This window comes from Croceivirga sp. JEA036 (genome assembly GCF_011882165.1).
GTDB lineage: Bacteria > Bacteroidota > Bacteroidia > Flavobacteriales > Flavobacteriaceae > Croceivirga.
In genome coordinates this window covers 1-18612 of record NZ_JAATON010000002.1, presented here as the reverse complement: position 1 = coordinate 18612, position 18612 = coordinate 1, and the positions used below count along the sequence as shown (strand labels likewise).

Annotated in this window: 8 protein-coding genes and 2 pseudogenes; 9 read left to right on the top strand and 1 reads right to left on the bottom strand. The window is 38.2% G+C overall.

The window, feature by feature from the left end; translation table 11 throughout:
* The first annotated feature begins 62 nt into the window (after positions 1-62).
* The 7 genes and pseudogenes from rplK (at position 63) to HCO57_RS04860 (ending at position 10800) form a co-directional block, all read left to right on the top strand.
* Entirely contained in the window at positions 63-500 is a 438-nt protein-coding gene (gene rplK, locus HCO57_RS04890) for a 50S ribosomal protein L11 (protein WP_136951886.1), read from the top strand.
* Between the two features lie 18 nt (positions 501-518).
* Positions 519-1208 (top strand): 50S ribosomal protein L1, encoded by a 690-nt coding sequence (rplA, locus tag HCO57_RS04885; protein WP_136951887.1) that lies wholly within the window; start codon positions 519-521, stop codon positions 1206-1208.
* A 25-nt stretch (positions 1209-1233) separates the two neighbouring features.
* On the top strand, positions 1234-1749 hold the full coding sequence (gene rplJ / locus HCO57_RS04880; RefSeq protein ID WP_136951888.1) for a 50S ribosomal protein L10: 516 nt from the start codon (positions 1234-1236) through the stop codon (positions 1747-1749).
* A gap of 46 nt (positions 1750-1795) precedes the next feature.
* Positions 1796-2182, top strand: a pseudogene (rplL, locus tag HCO57_RS04875) (50S ribosomal protein L7/L12); the annotation flags it as partial.
* A 129-nt stretch (positions 2183-2311) separates the two neighbouring features.
* Complete coding sequence (rpoB, locus tag HCO57_RS04870) at positions 2312-6121, top strand: DNA-directed RNA polymerase subunit beta (protein WP_167988129.1); 3810 nt, start codon at positions 2312-2314, stop codon at positions 6119-6121.
* A 61-nt stretch (positions 6122-6182) separates the two neighbouring features.
* Positions 6183-10481 carry a DNA-directed RNA polymerase subunit beta' gene (gene rpoC, locus HCO57_RS04865; RefSeq protein ID WP_167988128.1) on the top strand — a complete coding sequence of 1433 codons (4299 nt, stop codon included), beginning with the start codon at positions 6183-6185 and terminating at the stop codon, positions 10479-10481.
* 7 nt (positions 10482-10488) lie between these two features.
* Positions 10489-10800, top strand: a complete 312-nt coding sequence (locus tag HCO57_RS04860; RefSeq protein ID WP_136951892.1) for a DUF3467 domain-containing protein — start codon at positions 10489-10491, stop codon at positions 10798-10800.
* Between the two features lie 61 nt (positions 10801-10861).
* Here HCO57_RS04860 and HCO57_RS04855 read toward each other — a convergent pair whose 3' ends face one another.
* On the bottom strand, positions 10862-12448 hold the full coding sequence (locus tag HCO57_RS04855) for a peptide chain release factor 3 (protein ID WP_167988127.1): 1587 nt from the start codon (positions 12446-12448) through the stop codon (positions 10862-10864).
* A 352-nt stretch (positions 12449-12800) separates the two neighbouring features.
* Here HCO57_RS04855 and HCO57_RS16630 point away from each other — a divergent pair, with 352 nt between their 5' ends.
* Positions 12801-18128, top strand: a complete 5328-nt coding sequence (locus tag HCO57_RS16630; protein ID WP_167988126.1) for a gliding motility-associated C-terminal domain-containing protein — start codon at positions 12801-12803, stop codon at positions 18126-18128.
* A gap of 22 nt (positions 18129-18150) precedes the next feature.
* Positions 18151-18489, top strand: a pseudogene (locus tag HCO57_RS04845) (PorP/SprF family type IX secretion system membrane protein); the annotation flags it as partial.
* Positions 18490-18612 lie beyond the last annotated feature (123 nt).

Genomic DNA, 18612 nt, shown 5'->3' with positions numbered 1-18612 from the left:
AGAGCTGTTACAAGTAAATTGTGTGCTTCCAATAAACACAATTAAAATTTTAATTATATAAAATGGCAAAAGAAGTAGATAAGGTTGTAAAACTACAAGTTAGGGGAGGTGCTGCGAATCCGTCGCCACCGGTTGGACCCGCCTTAGGTGCTGCTGGTGTTAACATCATGGAGTTCTGTAAGCAATTTAATGCTAGAACACAGGACAAGCAGGGTAAAGTATTGCCTGTTGTTATCACCGTTTACAAAGACAAATCGTTTGAGTTTGTTGTAAAAACACCACCTGCGGCCGTTCAATTGATGGAAGCTGCTAAGATTAAAAAAGGATCTGGCGAGCCTAACAGGGTAAAATCGGGGTCAGTATCTTGGGACCAAGTAAGAAGCATTGCAGAAGAGAAAATGGTAGATTTAAACGCATTTACTATTGAGTCTGCAATGATGATGGTTGCTGGTACTGCGCGTTCAATGGGGCTAAAAGTTTCAGGAACTAAACCTTTTTAATCTAAAAAGCAATTTAGAATGGCAAAATTGACGAAAAAGCAAAAAGAAGCTCAAGCTAAAATTGACAGGAATAAGTTGTATTCTTTACAAGAAGCTTCTGCTTTAGTGAAAGAGATTACAAATGCAAACTTTGATGCATCTGTAGATTTAGCAGTAAGATTGGGTGTTGATCCAAGAAAAGCGAATCAAATGGTACGTGGGGTAGTTACGTTGCCTCACGGAACTGGTAAGGATGTTAAAGTTTTAGCTTTAGTAACGCCAGATAAAGAAGCGGAGGCTAAAGAGGCTGGCGCTGATTATGTTGGTTTGGATGAGTATTTGGATAAAATCAAAGGTGGTTGGACAGACGTTGACGTTATTGTAACTATGCCTAGTGTTATGGGTAAATTAGGGCCTTTGGGTAGAATTTTAGGTCCAAGAGGTTTAATGCCTAATCCTAAAACTGGTACTGTAACTATGGAAGTAGGTAAGGCGGTAGCAGATGTTAAAGGTGGTAAAATCGATTTTAAAGTTGATAAGACTGGTATTGTACATGCTGCAATTGGTAAAGTTTCATTCTCTGCAGATAAAATTGCAGGTAACGCTAAAGAACTAATTGATACTTTGGTGAAATTAAAACCAGCTGCTGCAAAAGGTGTTTATATGAAAAGCATCTATATAAGTAGTACAATGAGTCCAAGTGTTCAACTAGACCCAAAAGCAGTTTAATAACGAGTAGCTCAAATTCAAAACAATGACAAGAGAAGAAAAAGCAACCGTAATTGAAGATTTGACTGCTCAGTTAGCGGAAAACTCCATCATTTATTTGGCGGATATTTCTGGTCTAGATGCAGTGCAAACTTCAGATTTAAGAAGAGCTTGTTTTAAAGCTAATATTAAATTAGCAGTTGTAAAAAATACGTTGCTTGCAAAAGCAATGGAGGCTTCTGATAAAGAATTTGGTGAGCTTCCAGGTGTACTTAAGGGAAATACTTCCTTAATGTTATCAGATACTGGTAATGCGCCTGCTAAACTTATCAAAAACTTTAGAAAGAAAGCAGCAAAACCTATTTTAAAAGGTGCCTTTGTAGAAGAGGCTGTTTATGTAGGTGATGAAAACCTTGATGCATTAGTAAGCATCAAATCTAAGGAAGAAGTTATTGGAGATATTATCGGATTGTTACAATCTCCTGCTAAAAACGTTATTTCTGGACTTAAGTCTGGTGGCGGAAAACTAGCTGGTATCTTAAAAACGCTTTCAGAGAAATAATTAGTACGCACTAAAACCTTTATATTTTAAAAATTTATTAAACGATAGAAAAATGGCAGATTTAAAAGATTTTGCAGAACAGTTGGTTAATCTTACCGTTAAAGAGGTAAACGAATTAGCTGATATTTTAAAAGAAGAGTACGGTATTGAGCCTGCTGCTGCGGCTGTTGCTGTTGCTGCTGGTGGTGCTGGTGGTGGTGATGCTGCTGCTGCAGAAGAGAAAACCGAGTTTGATGTAATCCTTAAAGCGGCTGGAGCTTCTAAATTAGCTGTAGTTAAGTTGGTGAAAGAACTAACTGGTCTTGGATTGAAAGACGCTAAAGAAATCGTTGATAGCGCACCTAAAGCTATTAAAGAAGGTGTTTCTAAAGACGAAGCAGAAGGTATCAAAAACTCTTTGGAAGAAGCTGGAGCAGAAGTTGAGCTTAAATAATAGCAAAAACTATAATATTGAGGTTAAGGTCTTACCGTAAATCGGTTAAGACCTTAGCCCGTTTTATAAAGCAACGTGTAATGGTGCACGTAACCTGTTTAGAGATTTCACTATAAAATTCGTCCATAGATGTTCACAAATCAGACTGAAAGAGTAAACTTTGCATCGGCTAAGAACATACCGGATTACCCGGATTTCTTGGACATTCAGATTAAATCTTTTCAAGATTTTTTTCAACTTGAGACTAAATCTGACGAGAGAGGCAACGAAGGTTTGTATAATACCTTCATGGAAAATTTTCCAATCACCGATACAAGAAATCAATTTGTATTAGAGTTCTTAGATTACTTCATTGATCCACCTAGATATTCCATACAAGAGTGTATTGAAAGGGGATTAACTTATAGTGTGCCACTTAAGGCAAGATTAAAATTATATTGTACGGATCCAGAACACGAGGATTTTGAAACAATTGTACAGGATGTTTATTTGGGTACTATCCCATATATGACTCCTAGCGGTACCTTTGTAATTAATGGTGCAGAAAGAGTAGTTGTTTCTCAGTTACACCGTTCACCAGGTGTGTTTTTTGGCCAGTCTTTTCATGCTAATGGTACAAAATTATATTCTGCTAGGGTAATTCCTTTTAAAGGTTCTTGGATAGAGTTTGCAACAGATATCAATAGCGTTATGTACGCATATATTGATAGAAAGAAAAAATTACCGGTAACTACACTTTTTAGAGCTATAGGTTTTGAAAGGGATAAGGATATTCTTGAAATTTTCGATTTATCGGAGGAAGTAAAAGTATCTAAAGCCGGATTAAAGAAGGTGCTTGGTCGTAAACTTGCTGCTAGGGTGTTAAATACTTGGCACGAGGATTTCGTGGATGAAGATACAGGAGAGGTAGTTTCTATAGAAAGAAACGAAATCGTATTAGATCGTGATACCATTCTTGAAAAAGAGCATATTGACGAAATTTTAGATGCTGATGTAAAAACTATTCTTCTTCATAAAGAGAACAATAGTCAGTCTGATTACGCCATCATCCACAATACTTTACAAAAGGATCCTACCAACTCAGAAAAAGAAGCGGTAGAGCATATCTATAGACAATTACGTAATGCAGAACCGCCAGATGAGGAGACTGCACGTGGAATCATAGACAAATTGTTCTTCTCTGATCAACGTTATAACTTAGGTGAAGTAGGGCGTTACAGAATGAACAAAAAGCTTGGGTTGGATATTGGAATGGACAAACAAGTTTTGACCAAAGAAGATATCATTACAATTATCAAGTATTTAATTGAGTTGATTAACTCCAAAGCGGAGATTGATGATATTGATCACTTATCTAACCGTCGTGTTAGAACTGTAGGGGAGCAATTGTCTTCTCAATTTGGTGTTGGTTTAGCTCGTATGGCTCGTACCATACGTGAGCGTATGAATGTACGTGATAACGAGGTGTTTACCCCAATAGATTTGATTAATGCAAAGACATTGTCTTCTGTAATTAATTCATTTTTTGGTACTAACCAGTTGTCTCAGTTCATGGATCAGACCAACCCATTAGCAGAGATTACACACAAGAGACGTTTATCTGCCTTAGGGCCTGGTGGTCTTTCTAGAGAAAGAGCCGGTTTTGAGGTGCGTGACGTTCACTATACGCACTATGGTAGGCTTTGTCCTATAGAAACTCCTGAAGGTCCAAACATTGGTTTGATATCTTCATTAGGAGTATTTGCCAAAGTGAATCAAATGGGCTTCTTAGAAACTCCTTACCGTAAAGTGGAAGAAGGTAGAGTAGATGTTCATAATCACATTTACCTAAGTGCGGAGGAAGAAGAAGGAATGAAAATTGCGCAAGCAAATATTCCTTTAAAAGATGATGGTACTATAGATACTGATAAAGTAATTGCAAGGGAAGAAGGAGATTTTCCTGTGGTAGACCCAGCAGAAATCCAGTATACGGATGTGGCTCCTAACCAAATTGCTTCCATCTCAGCATCTTTAATTCCTTTCTTAGAACATGATGATGCGAACCGTGCCTTGATGGGATCAAACATGATGCGCCAAGCAGTGCCATTATTGCGTCCACAGTCTCCAATCGTGGGTACTGGTTTAGAAGCACAAGTTGCTAAAGACTCAAGAGTATTAATCAATGCTGAAGACGATGGGATTGTTGATTATGTTGATGCACAAAAAATCATCATAAAATATACCCGCTCCGAGGAAGAAAGGTTAATCAGTTTTGATGATGATTATAAATCTTACAATCTGATTAAGTTCCGTAAAACGAACCAAGGTACTTCCATTAACCTAAAACCTATCGTAAGAAAAGGTGATTCGGTTAAAAAGGGACAGGTACTTTGTGAAGGTTATGCCACAGAAAAAGGAGAGTTAGCTCTTGGTAGGAATATGAAGGTAGCCTTCATGCCATGGAAAGGGTACAACTTTGAGGATGCAATTGTAATCTCAGAAAAAGTTGTAAGGGAAGACATCTTTACGTCTATACATATTGATGAATATTCTTTAGAGGTTAGAGATACTAAATTAGGTGCCGAAGAATTAACTAACGATATTCCAAACGTTTCGGAAGAAGCAACAAAAGATTTGGATGAGTATGGTATGATTCGTATCGGAGCAGAAGTTAAGCCAGGCGACATTTTAATTGGTAAGATTACGCCTAAAGGCGAATCTGACCCAACTCCAGAAGAGAAATTATTACGTGCTATTTTTGGAGATAAAGCAGGTGATGTTAAGGATGCATCTTTAAAAGCATCCCCTTCTTTAAGAGGTGTGGTAATTGATAAAAAGTTATTCTCTAGGTCTATTAAAGATAAGAGAAAACGTTCTGAAGATAAAGAGGCAATCTCTAAGTTAGAATTGGAGTACGAGGTTAAATTCCAACAACTTAAAGATGTTCTTATAGAAAAGTTATTCCACTTGGTAAACGGTAAAACATCTCAAGGTGTACAAAATGACTTGGGAGAAGAAGTATTGCCGAAAGGGAAGAAGTATACGATTAAGATGTTGAATTCTGTAGATGATTTTGCGCACTTGGTGAGCGGAACATGGACTACAGACGACGAAACTAACGTTTTGGTTGCAGACTTGCTTCACAACTATAAGATTAAATTAAACGACCTTCAAGGTAACCTTAGGAGAGATAAATTTACCATTTCTGTTGGTGATGAATTACCTGCAGGTATCATGAAATTGGCTAAAGTTTACATTGCTAAAAAGCGTAAGCTTAAAGTAGGTGATAAAATGGCTGGTCGTCACGGTAATAAGGGTATTGTTGCAAGAATTGTGCGTCAGGAAGACATGCCATTCTTAGAGGACGGAACACCAGTAGATATTGTACTTAATCCACTTGGGGTACCATCCCGTATGAATATTGGTCAGATTTATGAAACAGTTCTTGGTTGGGCTGGTCTTAAATTGGGTCAAAAATATGGTACGCCAATTTTTGACGGTGCTACCTTAGACCAAATTAATGAACTTACAGATAAAGCTGGTGTTCCAAGGTTTGGGCATACACATCTTTATGATGGTGGTACTGGTGAGCGTTTTGATCAAGCAGCAACAGTAGGTGTTATTTACATGCTTAAGCTAGGCCATATGGTAGATGATAAGATGCACGCACGATCTATTGGTCCATACTCGTTAATCACGCAGCAACCACTTGGTGGTAAGGCACAATTTGGTGGTCAGCGTTTTGGAGAAATGGAGGTTTGGGCGTTGGAAGCTTACGGTGCTTCTGCAACCTTACGTGAGATATTGACAGTGAAGTCTGATGATGTTATCGGTAGGGCTAAAACGTATGAGTCTATCGTTAAGGGTGAGACCATGCCAGAACCTGGGTTGCCAGAATCTTTCAATGTATTGATGCATGAGCTTAAAGGCTTGGGCTTAGATATTAGATTGGAAGAGTAATTTTATAGTTGAGAAACTATTTTTAAGAGAACATAGTTAAACATTTCATCTTTATAGCATCATGGCTAGAGCAAAAGATAATAACACACAAAAAAGGTTTAATAAGATTTCCATCGGTCTGGCTTCTCCGGAGTCTATTTTGGCAGAATCTAGAGGTGAGGTCTTAAAACCTGAAACTATAAACTATAGAACGCACAAACCTGAGCGAGACGGACTTTTCTGTGAGCGTATTTTTGGTCCTGTCAAGGATTATGAGTGTGCTTGTGGTAAGTATAAGCGTATTCGTTACCGAGGTATTGTTTGTGATCGTTGTGGGGTAGAGGTTACAGAGAAAAAAGTACGTAGAGATAGAGTAGGTCACATTAACTTAGTGGTACCTGTAGCTCACATCTGGTACTTCCGTTCTTTACCAAATAAAATAGGATACCTATTAGGTTTACCATCCAAGAAATTGGATATGATTATCTATTATGAAAGATATGTGGTAATCCAGCCTGGTATTGCTAAAGGTCCGGAAGGAGAAGAGTTGAATAAAATGGACTTCTTAACAGAAGAAGAATATTTAAACATCTTAGAATCCATTCCTGTAGAAAACCAATATCTAGAAGATAACGACCCAAATAAATTCATCGCTAAGATGGGTGCTGAGTGTCTTATCGATTTATTGGCGCGTATTGATCTTGAGCAACTTTCTTACGAATTGCGTCACAAGGCTAACACAGAGACTTCCAAACAACGTAAAACAGAAGCCTTAAAAAGACTTCAAGTTGTAGAGGCTTTGCGTGAATCACAAGAGAATCGTGAAAATAGACCAGAGTGGATGATTATGAAGGTAATTCCGGTGATTCCGCCAGAATTGCGTCCATTAGTACCGTTAGACGGTGGTCGTTTCGCAACGTCAGATTTAAATGACCTGTATAGAAGGGTAATTATTAGAAACAATCGTTTAAAGCGATTGATGGAAATCAAAGCTCCAGAAGTAATTCTTAGAAATGAAAAAAGAATGCTTCAGGAAGCAGTAGATTCATTATTTGATAATACAAGAAAAGCCTCTGCTGTTAAGACTGAATCTAATAGACCTTTAAAATCATTGTCAGATTCCTTAAAAGGTAAGCAAGGTCGTTTCCGTCAAAACTTATTAGGTAAACGTGTGGATTATTCAGCACGTTCTGTTATCGTAGTAGGTCCAGAAATGAATCTATACGAATGTGGTTTGCCTAAAGATATGGCGGCAGAGTTATACAAACCATTCATTATCAGAAAACTGATTGAACGTGGTATTGTAAAAACAGTGAAGTCGGCTAAGAAAATTATTGATAAAAAAGAGCCAGTAGTTTGGGATATTTTGGAGAATGTATTGAAAGGTCACCCAGTTCTTTTGAACCGTGCTCCCACATTACACCGTTTAGGTATTCAAGCATTCCAGCCTAAATTGATTGAAGGTAAAGCCATACGTTTGCACCCACTAGCATGTACTGCATTTAATGCGGATTTTGATGGTGACCAGATGGCAGTCCACCTACCTTTGGGGCCAGAAGCAATCTTAGAAGCACAGTTATTAATGCTAGCTTCTCAGAACATACTAAATCCTGCTAACGGTTCTCCAATTGCGGTACCTTCTCAGGATATGGTACTGGGTCTGTATTATATGACCAAAAAGAGAGTTTCTGATGATACTATTACGGTAAAAGGTGAAGGGCTTACTTTTTATTCACCAGAAGAAGTAGAAATTGCTTTCAATGAGAAGAAGGTTGATCTTAATGCGGGTATTAAAGTAAGAACTAAAGACTTTAATGAAGAAGGTGAGTTAGTTACAATGATTGTAGATACTACTGTTGGTAGGGTATTATTTAACCAAATGGTGCCAGAAGAAGCAGGTTTTATCAATCAAGTACTAACTAAGAAAGCCTTACGTAATATCATTGGTGACATTTTAGCAGTCACTGATGTTCCAAGAACCGCGGCATTCTTAGATAAGATTAAAACCATGGGATACACTTTTGCATTTAAGGGTGGTTTATCCTTTAGTTTAGGCGATATTATTATCCCTGCAGAAAAGCATGAAATGATTGCTGAAGCAAATGAGCAGGTAGATGGTATTATGATGAACTATAACATGGGTCTTATTACCAATAACGAGCGTTATAATCAGGTAATTGATGTTTGGACCTCTACTAATGCTATGCTAACAGAGTTGGCTATGAAACGTATTCGTGAGGATCAACAAGGTTTTAACTCTGTATATATGATGCTTGATTCCGGAGCAAGGGGTTCTAAAGAGCAGATAAGACAGTTGACAGGTATGCGTGGATTGATGGCTAAGCCTAAAAAATCTACCGCAGGCGGTGGTGAGATTATTGAGAACCCAATTCTTTCTAACTTTAAAGAAGGGCTATCAATTCTTGAATATTTTATTTCAACACACGGTGCCCGTAAGGGTCTTGCAGATACTGCTCTTAAAACTGCGGATGCAGGATATCTAACGAGAAGATTAGTAGATGTATCTCAGGATGTAATTATCAATTCAGAGGATTGCGGTACGTTAAGAGGTATTGAGGTTGAAGCTTTACGTAAGAACGAAGAGGTGGTAGAATCTCTTGGAGAACGAATCCTTGGTAGAGTTTCTTTACACGATGTGTACAATCCTTTGAATGAAGAATTACTTGTGGCTGCAGGTCAAGAAATTAATGACGCCATTGTTAAGAAAATTAATGCATCGCCAATTGATAAAATGGAAGTGCGTTCGCCATTAACATGTGAGGCAGAAAAAGGTATTTGTGCTAAATGTTATGGTAGGAACCTTGCAACCAACAAAATGGTGCAAAGAGGTGAAGCTGTGGGTGTAGTTGCTGCTCAGTCTATTGGGGAGCCTGGAACACAGCTTACGCTACGTACATTCCACGTAGGTGGTATTGCAGGTAACATTTCAGAAGAAAATAGACTTGAAGCTAAATTTGCTGGTAGAGCGGAAATTGAAGATTTACGTTTAGTAACTGGTGAAAATGCTGAAGGTGAAAAAGTTGACATCGTTATCTCTAGAACATCTGAGATTAAAATAATAGACGAGAAAACAGGTATTACATTAAGCACAAACAACATTCCATACGGTTCTCAATTGAGTATTAAGGATGGTGCTAAAGTATCTAAAGGTGATACTATTTGTACTTGGGATCCATATAATGGTGTTATCGTCTCTGAATTTACTGGTGAAATTGCTTATGAAAATATTGAGCAAGGGATTACTTACCAAGTTGAGATAGATGAACAGACAGGATTCCAAGAAAAAGTTATCTCTGAATCTAGAAACAAGAAACTAATACCGACGTTACTTATTAAAGATGGTAAAGGAGATGTGTTACGTTCTTACAACTTACCAGTTGGATCACACATCATGGTAGATGATGGAGAGAAAATTAAAGAAGGTAAGATTTTGGTTAAGATACCACGTAAGTCTGCAAAAGCAGGGGATATTACGGGTGGTCTTCCAAGGGTAACCGAATTGTTCGAAGCGCGTAACCCTTCTAACCCGGCTGTTGTTTCTGAAATAGACGGTGTAGTTTCTTTTGGTAAAATTAAGCGTGGAAATCGTGAGATTATAATTGAGTCTAAATTAGGAGAAATTAAAAAGTACTTGGTTAAACTATCTAATCAGATTCTTGTTCAAGAGAATGATTATGTTAGAGCTGGTATGCCATTATCTGATGGATCAATTACTCCAGAAGATATCTTGAAAATTAAAGGGCCATCTGCTGTACAGCAATACCTGGTGAATGAGGTTCAAGAAGTTTACCGTTTACAAGGTGTAAAAATCAATGATAAACACTTTGAGGTAGTTGTAAGACAAATGATGCGTAAAGTAAGAATTCAAGACGCAGGAGATACTATTTTCTTAGAGAACCAGTTGGTTCATAAAGATGACTTTATAAAAGAAAACGATGAAATCTTTGGTAAGAAAGTGGTTGAGGATGCAGGAGATTCTGATAACCTGAAAGCTGGTCAAATTATTACTGTTAGACAATTAAGGGATGAAAATTCTCTTTTAACGCGTGCAGATAAGAATTTGGTAGCTGCAAGAGATGCCGTTCCTGCAACAGCCACGCCAATCTTACAAGGTATTACAAGAGCATCTTTACAAACTAAATCCTTTATCTCTGCGGCATCCTTCCAAGAAACAACTAAGGTTTTAAATGAGGCAGCGGTTAATGGTAAAGTAGATACGTTAGAAGGTCTTAAGGAAAATGTTATTGTAGGTCATAAGATTCCAGCTGGTACAGGCATGAGAGATTATGATAGTATAATAGTAGGATCTAAAGAAGAATATGATGAGATAATGGCTCGTAAAGAAGAGTTTAAATTTTAATAGATAAATGGCTGAGCAGGATCAGAAACAACAACAAATTAATATTGAGTTAGATGAAAAAATTGCAGAAGGGACTTATTCTAATCTCGCAATTATAAATCATTCAGTATCAGAATTTGTGGTCGATTTTATTAGTTTAATGCCAGGTGCGCCTAAGGGTAAAGTAAAAAGTAGAATTATTTTAACTCCACAGCATGCTAAGAAATTTTTAAAAGCATTAAATGATAATGTAAGACGATTTGAAAATGCTCATGGAACTATTAAAGATTATGAGCAACCTCCTATACCATTAAATTTTGGTCCTACAGGAGAAGCATAAAAGAAAAAGCCCCGCATTGCGGGGCTTTTCTATTGTTATATTTTCAAATTTTTCGTTTACATTATTTATATTCAGATGTAAAATGGAGTTTCACTGTAGGATACTTCTGTTGCGTCATTTGCAAAGAAAACTGAGAATCTGCCAAGAATACTAATTTACCTTGTTTATCTGTTGCTAAAAACTTCTGTTTTACTCGTTTAAACTCGTTAAATTCTTCATTCTTTTCGGTAGCTTCTACCCAACAAGCTTTATGAACAGGGAAATTTTCATAGGTGCATTTGGCACCATATTCATGCTCAAGTCGGTATTGAATAACTTCATACTGTAAAGCGCCAACAGTACCAATAATTTTTCTACCATTCATTTCTAAAGTAAATAATTGAGCTACCCCTTCATCCATTAATTGATCTATGCCTTTGAACAATTGCTTCGCCTTCATAGGGTCTGCATTATTTATATATCTAAAATGTTCTGGAGAAAAGCTAGGAATTCCTTTGTAATTCAACTCTTCTCCACTCGTAAGGGTATCACCAATTTTAAAGTTGCCAGTATCGTGTAAACCAACAATATCTCCTGGGAATGATATGTCTACAATTTCTTTCTTTTCGGCAAAGAAGGCATTTGGACTAGAAAATTTAAGCTTTTTATTATGTCTAACATGTAAATATGGAGTGTTTCTTTCAAATGTTCCAGATACAATTTTTATAAAAGCTAACCGGTCTCTGTGTTTTGGATCCATATTGGCATGTATTTTAAATACAAAGCCAGAAAATTCTTTTTCGTTGGCTTTTACCAAACGTTCTTCTGCCATTTTAGGTCTTGGTGGGGGGGCAATCTCAATAAAACAGTCTAACAATTCTCTTACGCCAAAGTTGTTCAATGCAGAACCAAAGAAAACTGGTTGTTGCTCGCCTTTTAAATAGGTCTCTTTATCAAAAGAGGGATAAACACCTTCTACTAATTCTAGGTTTTCTCTTAAAGCTTCTGCAGCTTTTTCACCTATAATCTTTTCTAGTTCAGGACTATCAATATTATCAAATGCTATCGTTTCTTCAATGTTAGATTTGTTATTACCACTGAATAAGTTGATGTTTTTTTCGTAAATATTGTAAATGCCTTTAAAATCAAATCCCATGCCTATAGGAAAACTTAAAGGAGTTACGCTAAGTCCAAGTTTTTGCTCCACTTCATCTAGCAAGTCAAACGCATCCTTACCTTCACGGTCTAATTTATTTATGAAAACTATCATTGGTATGTTGCGCATTCGGCAAACTTCAACCAATTTTTCGGTCTGTTCCTCTACGCCTTTTGCAACGTCAATTACTACGATAACACTATCAACTGCGGTTAATGTTCTAAATGTATCTTCGGCAAAATCTTTGTGTCCCGGAGTATCTAGAATATTTATTTTTTTATCCTTGTAAATAAAAGCAAGAACGGAAGTAGCAACAGAGATTCCTCTTTGCCGTTCGATTTCCATAAAATCACTGGTAGCAGATTTTTTAATTTTATTGTTTTTAACCGCTCCAGCCTCTTGTATGGCACCACCAAAAAGTAGTAACTTTTCGGTTAGGGTAGTTTTACCAGCATCTGGGTGAGAGATAATTCCAAACGTTCTTCTTTTATTTATTTCTCTTTCAAAATTCATTTAAAAAAATTTCTGCAAAAATAGTTTAAAATTATAAGTGTCTTTTTTTCAGACAAGGTGTCCTAATGTTAATATTTCTATGAAAAAAAACAAAAATTAAGCATGTGCGGATTAAAAATAAGGTAGTATTTTCGTGCCAACACTAACGAGACCATCTACTATATTCCCCCAGAATTGTTTTATTATAGGAACAGGTTTTTTAATGTTTAAATGTTGCATTTAATCGAGTAAAATGGGAGAATAATCCCATTACTTGTATATATGCAACAAGAATTGTCCCAGATTCTTGCATGTACTTATAGCCTTTAAGGCACCTATTAAGCCATGGTAATATTTAAAAATATTATCATATATGTCTACATTATTTGGCTTACGTTACTCCACTTGCAAAAGAACTATTCTTTTAAGCTTAAGTCTGTTTGTTATTACTTTATCTGTCTTTGGTTTTGTTAATCGGAATATATCTCCAGTTATTTTTACCATTAATAATGATTTGGATAGCGATAATGATGGTATTCTAAATTCTGTTGAGGATTTTAATTTAGATGGTGATAACGACCCATCTACTAATCCCAATGATAGTGATAACGATAGCATTCCTGATTATTTAGATGTGGATTCTGATAACGATGGAATTTTAGACAATGTAGAAGCACAACTAACGTCAGCTTATATTGCTCCTTCTGGTTCAGACGCTAATAACAACGGTTTAGACGATGCATACGAGGGAGCATACGGTTTTGGCATAAAACCAATCGATACGGATTTAGATAGAGTCAAAGATTATTTGGATTTTGATTCGGATAATGATGGGATTCCAGACCAAAACGAATCTAGTATTACTATTAGCGATTATGATTGTAAAAAAATTCCCAATTTGAATTTTAGTCAGAATCCAGAATTGGAAAGTGGAAATGCAAACCAAGAAGGGGCTATATATAGGATTAAAAATGTTTATGAAGAGTTAGATGCTTTAATAGAAATTGAAGCTATTATAAACGGAAGAATTGAGACTATTGATAACAATTCTTTAGATTCTGAATTTTTTAAACCAGAAATACAGTTTGAATTTTCAAACGCAATAAGAAATCCTTATGTAGATTTAAGAATTACCCTAGTTGATAAGGAAACCAACAATCCAGCTATAATAGAGGGATTAGTTGCAAATTTTATAGATATTGACGGAAACTCTGACTATCAAGAATATAATCGCTTTGACACACCTAATGCATTTACTCTTGATTCACCTACCGAGGTAGATTTAAATTATACAGCAGGAGGATTGCTTGTTTTTGGTGGGACCACTGAATACATAGGTATTCAAAATTCAAACCCTTCAGTTAATATTGCTGTCAGATATAATGTAATTTCATCCTTTGTTTTTAGGTTTGGAGTTAAAACAGCTAGAAATGATAATTTTAAAACAATTGTTAGGCAATCTGGAATTGATTTCGGTTGTCTAAGTAATTTTAAAAATCCTCAAACTACAGTTTTTGGTTCTGATTTGGACACAGATAGTGACGGTATCCCTAATCGTTTAGACATCGACAGTGATGACGATGGTATTCCAGACAACGTAGAAGGTCAACCTACAGAAGGTTACCTGCCACCAAGTGGTGAAGATTCTGATAATGATGGTTTGGATGATGCTTATGAGGGGACAGGCAACGAAGGTGTTACACCAGAAGACACCGACCAAGACGGCACTCCCGATTATTTAGATGATGATAGTGATAATGATTTGGTTCCAGACAGTAATGAAGGTCACGACTTTGATTATGATGGCGAACCAGACAACACTTACGCTGGAGTAGATACAGACAATGATGGTTTAGACGATGGCTATGAGGGTAGTGATGTAAATGATGGTTACGATGTTAACGATGAGATAGAAGACCCAGCGAACGATTTACCAGATACGGATGGTACAGAAGACGTCAACTATCGCGATTTGGATGACGATGGCGATGGCATAGACACACCAGACGAAGATGCAAATGGCGATGGAGACCCAACCAATGACGATACAGACCAAGACGGTACCCCGGATTACTTAGACCCAGACAACGGTCCGGATACGGATGGTGATGGCGTACCAGACGTTGTGGATTTAGATGATGATAATGATGGTATCTTAGATACTGTAGAAGGAGACGGAGCTATCGACACGGATAACGATGGCAGACCAGATAGTTTAGACATTGACAGTGATGACGATGGCATTCCAGACAACGTAGAAGGTCAACCCACAGAAGGTTACCTGCCACCAAGTGGTGAAGATTCGGATAATGATGGTTTGGACGATGCATATGAAGGTTTAGGCAACGAAGGTGTTACACCAGAAGACACCGACCAAGACGGCACTCCCGATTATTTAGATGATGATAGTGATAATGATTTGGTTCCAGACAGTAATGAAGGTCACGACTTCGATTATGATGGCGAACCAGACAACACTTACACTGGAGTAGATACAGACAATGATGGTTTAGACGATGGCTATGAGGGTAGTGATGTAAATGATGGTTACGATGTTAACGATGAGATAGAAGACCCAGCGAACGATTTACCAGATACGGATGGTACGGAAGACGTTAACTATCGCGATTTGGATGACGATGGTGATGGCATAGACACACCAGACGAAGATGCAAATGGCGATGGAGACCCAACCAATGATGATACAGACCAAGACGGTACCCCGGATTACTTAGACCCAGACAACGGTCCAGATACGGATGGTGATGGCGTACCAGACGTTGTGGATTTAGATGATGATAATGATGGTATATTAGATACCGTAGAAGGAGACGGAACTATCGACACGGATAACGATGGTAGACCAGACAGTTTAGACATCGACAGTGATGACGATGGTATTCCAGACAACGTAGAAGGTCAACCTACAGAAGGTTACCTGCCACCAAGTGGTGAAGATTCTGATAATGATGGTTTGGATGATGCTTATGAGGGGACAGGCAACGAAGGTGTTACACCAGAAGACACCGACCAAGACGGCACTCCCGATTATTTAGATGATGATAGTGATAATGATTTGGTTCCAGACAGTAATGAAGGTCACGACTTTGATTATGATGGCGAACCAGACAACACTTACACTGGAGTGGATACAGACAATGATGGTTTAGACGATGGCTATGAGGGTAGTGATGTAAATGATGGTTACGATGTTAACGATGAGATAGAAGACCCAACGAACGATTTACCAGATACGGATGGTACGGAAGACGTTAACTATCGCGATTTGGATGACGATGGCGATGGCATAGACACTCCAGACGAAGATGCCAACGGCGATGGAGACCCAACCAATGATGATACAGACCAAGACGGTACCCCGGATTACTTAGACCCAGACAACGGTCCAGATACGGATGGTGACGGCGTACCAGACGTTGTGGATTTAGATGATGATAATGATGGTATATTAGATACCGTAGAAGGAGACGGAGCTATCGACACGGATAACGATGGCAGACCAGACAGTTTAGACATCGACAGTGATGACGATGGTATTCCAGACAACGTAGAAGGTCAACCTACAGAAGGTTACCTGCCACCAAGTGGTGAAGATGCGGATAATGATGGTTTGGACGATGCTTATGAAGGGACAGGCAACGAAGGTGTTACACCAGAAGACACCGATCAAGACGGTACCCCAGATTACATAGATGATGATAGTGATAATGATTTGGTGCCAGACAGTAATGAAGGTCACGACTTTGATTATGATGGCGAACCAGACAACACTTACACTGGAGTAGATACAGACAATGATGGTTTAGACGATGGCTATGAGGGTAGTGATGTAAATGATGGTTATGATGTTAACGATGAGATAGAAGACCCAGCGAACGATTTACCAGATACGGATGGTACGGAAGACGTTAACTATCGCGATTTGGATGACGATGGCGATGGCATAGACACTCCAGACGAAGATGCCAACGGCGATGGAGACCCAACCAATGACGATACAGACCAAGACGGTACCCCGGATTACTTAGACCCAGACAACGGTCCAGATACGGATGGTGACGGCGTACCAGACGTGGTGGATTTAGATGATGATAATGATGGTATATTAGATACCGTAGAAGGAGACGGAACTATCGACACGGATAACGATGGCAGACCAGACAGTTTAGACATTGACAGTGATGACGATGGTATTCCAGACAATGTAGAAGGTCAACCTACAGAAGGTTACCTGCCACCAAGTGGTGAAGATTCTGATAATGATGGTTTGGACGATGCTTATGAAGGGACAGGCAACGAAGGTGTTACACCAGAAGACACCGATCAAGACGGTACCCCAGATTACATAGATGATGATAGTGATAATGATTTGGTGCCAGACAGTAATGAAGGTCACGACTTTGATTATGATGGCGAACCAGACAACACTTACACTGGAGTAGATACAGACAATGATGGTTTAGACGATGGCTATGAGGGTAATGATGTAAATGATGGTTATGATGTTAACGATGAGATAGAAGACCCAGCGAACGATTTACCAGATACGGATGGTACGGAAGACGTTAACTATCGCGATTTGGATGACGATGGCGATGGCATAGACACACCAGACGAAGATGCAAATGGCGATGGAGACCCAACCAATGATGATACAGACCAAGACGGTACCCCGGATTACTTAGACCCAGACAACGGTCCAGATACGGATGGTGACGGCGTACCAGACGTGGTGGATTTAGATGATGATAATGATGGTATATTAGATACCGTAGAAGGAGACGGAACTATCGACACGGATAACGATGGCAGACCAGACAGTTTAGACATTGACAGTGATGACGATGGTATTCCAGACAATGTAGAAGGTCAACCTACAGAAGGTTACCTGCCACCAAGTGGTGAAGATTCTGATAATGATGGTTTGGACGATGCTTATGAAGGGACAGGCAACGAAGGTGTTACACCAGAAGACACCGACCAAGACGGCACTCCAGATTATTTAGATGATGATAGTGATAATGATTTGGTGCCAGACAGTAATGAAGGTCACGACTTTGATTATGATGGCGAGCCAGACAATACTTACACTGGAGTAGATACAGACAATGATGGTTTAGACGATGGCTATGAGGGTAGTGATGTAAATGATGGTTATGATGTTAACGATGAGATAGAAGACCCAGCGAACGATTTACCAGATACGGATGGTACGGAAGACGTTAACTATCGCGATTTGGATGACGATGGCGATAGCATAGACACTCCAGACGAAGATGCAAATGGCGATGGAGACCCAACCAATGATGATTGGGATAATGATGGTACTCCAGATTATTTAGATCCAGATATTGAACCAGAAACAGTGGATGATGGTGAAGTTGAAGTAAACCAGTTGGTAACCCCGAACAACGATTTAAAGAACGATTTCTTATTTATTAGAGGTATCAATAATGCTAAGAATAATAAACTTCAAATTTATAACCGATGGGGAATCTTGGTATATGAAGGGGAAGATTATGATAATGTTAATAATATTTTTGATGGTAGGTCAAGAGGTCGCTCTACGTTAAGCGTTAATGATTACCTACCTTCTGGAATCTATTACTACATTTTTGAGTACGATGCCAACAATGGTGAGAGAATTATAGATAACAGCTACTTATACATCAGTAAATAACATTTAGATGATTAGTTCTAAGATGATAAATAAAAAGAATTTTTTAGCCACACTAGCTTTAATAATGACCGTTGTAGCTGTAAAAGCGCAACAAGATGCACAATACACGCAATACATGTTTAATACGTTGTCTGTAAACCCTGCTTATGCAGGTTCCAGAGGGCAACTTACAGCGGCTGCACTTTATAGGTCTCAATGGGTTGGTTTAGAAGGTGCACCAGAAACCTTTACACTTAACCTACACTCTCCAATACGTAATAGCAGGGTTGGATATGGTATTTCCTTGGTTAACGATAATATTGGTGATGGTACGGTACAAGAAACCTATTTAGACGCTACCGTTTCTTACACCATTGATGTACGCATCGTCCTGAAATAGGTTGACTAAAAAAGTTATCATATTTAGTAATCTATGGAAGAATCAAAAAAAACACCCTGCCGAAAAAAGAAGTATGAAAAAGTGGGTTTTGAACACAAACTTTTC

What these genes read in the sequence shown, in the direction of transcription:
- rplK (WP_136951886.1), top strand. Translation starts at nt 63, where the DNA reads ATGGCAAAAGAAGTAGATAAGGTTGTAAAACTACAAGTTAGGGGAGGT.
- rplA (WP_136951887.1), top strand. Translation starts at nt 519, where the DNA reads ATGGCAAAATTGACGAAAAAGCAAAAAGAAGCTCAAGCTAAAATTGAC.
- rplJ (WP_136951888.1), top strand. Translation starts at nt 1,234, where the DNA reads ATGACAAGAGAAGAAAAAGCAACCGTAATTGAAGATTTGACTGCTCAG.
- rpoB (WP_167988129.1), top strand. Translation starts at nt 2,312, where the DNA reads ATGTTCACAAATCAGACTGAAAGAGTAAACTTTGCATCGGCTAAGAAC.
- rpoC (WP_167988128.1), top strand. Translation starts at nt 6,183, where the DNA reads ATGGCTAGAGCAAAAGATAATAACACACAAAAAAGGTTTAATAAGATT.
- HCO57_RS04860 (WP_136951892.1), top strand. Translation starts at nt 10,489, where the DNA reads ATGGCTGAGCAGGATCAGAAACAACAACAAATTAATATTGAGTTAGAT.
- HCO57_RS04855 (WP_167988127.1), bottom strand. Translation starts at nt 12,448, where the DNA reads ATGAATTTTGAAAGAGAAATAAATAAAAGAAGAACGTTTGGAATTATC.
- HCO57_RS16630 (WP_167988126.1), top strand. Translation starts at nt 12,801, where the DNA reads ATGTCTACATTATTTGGCTTACGTTACTCCACTTGCAAAAGAACTATT.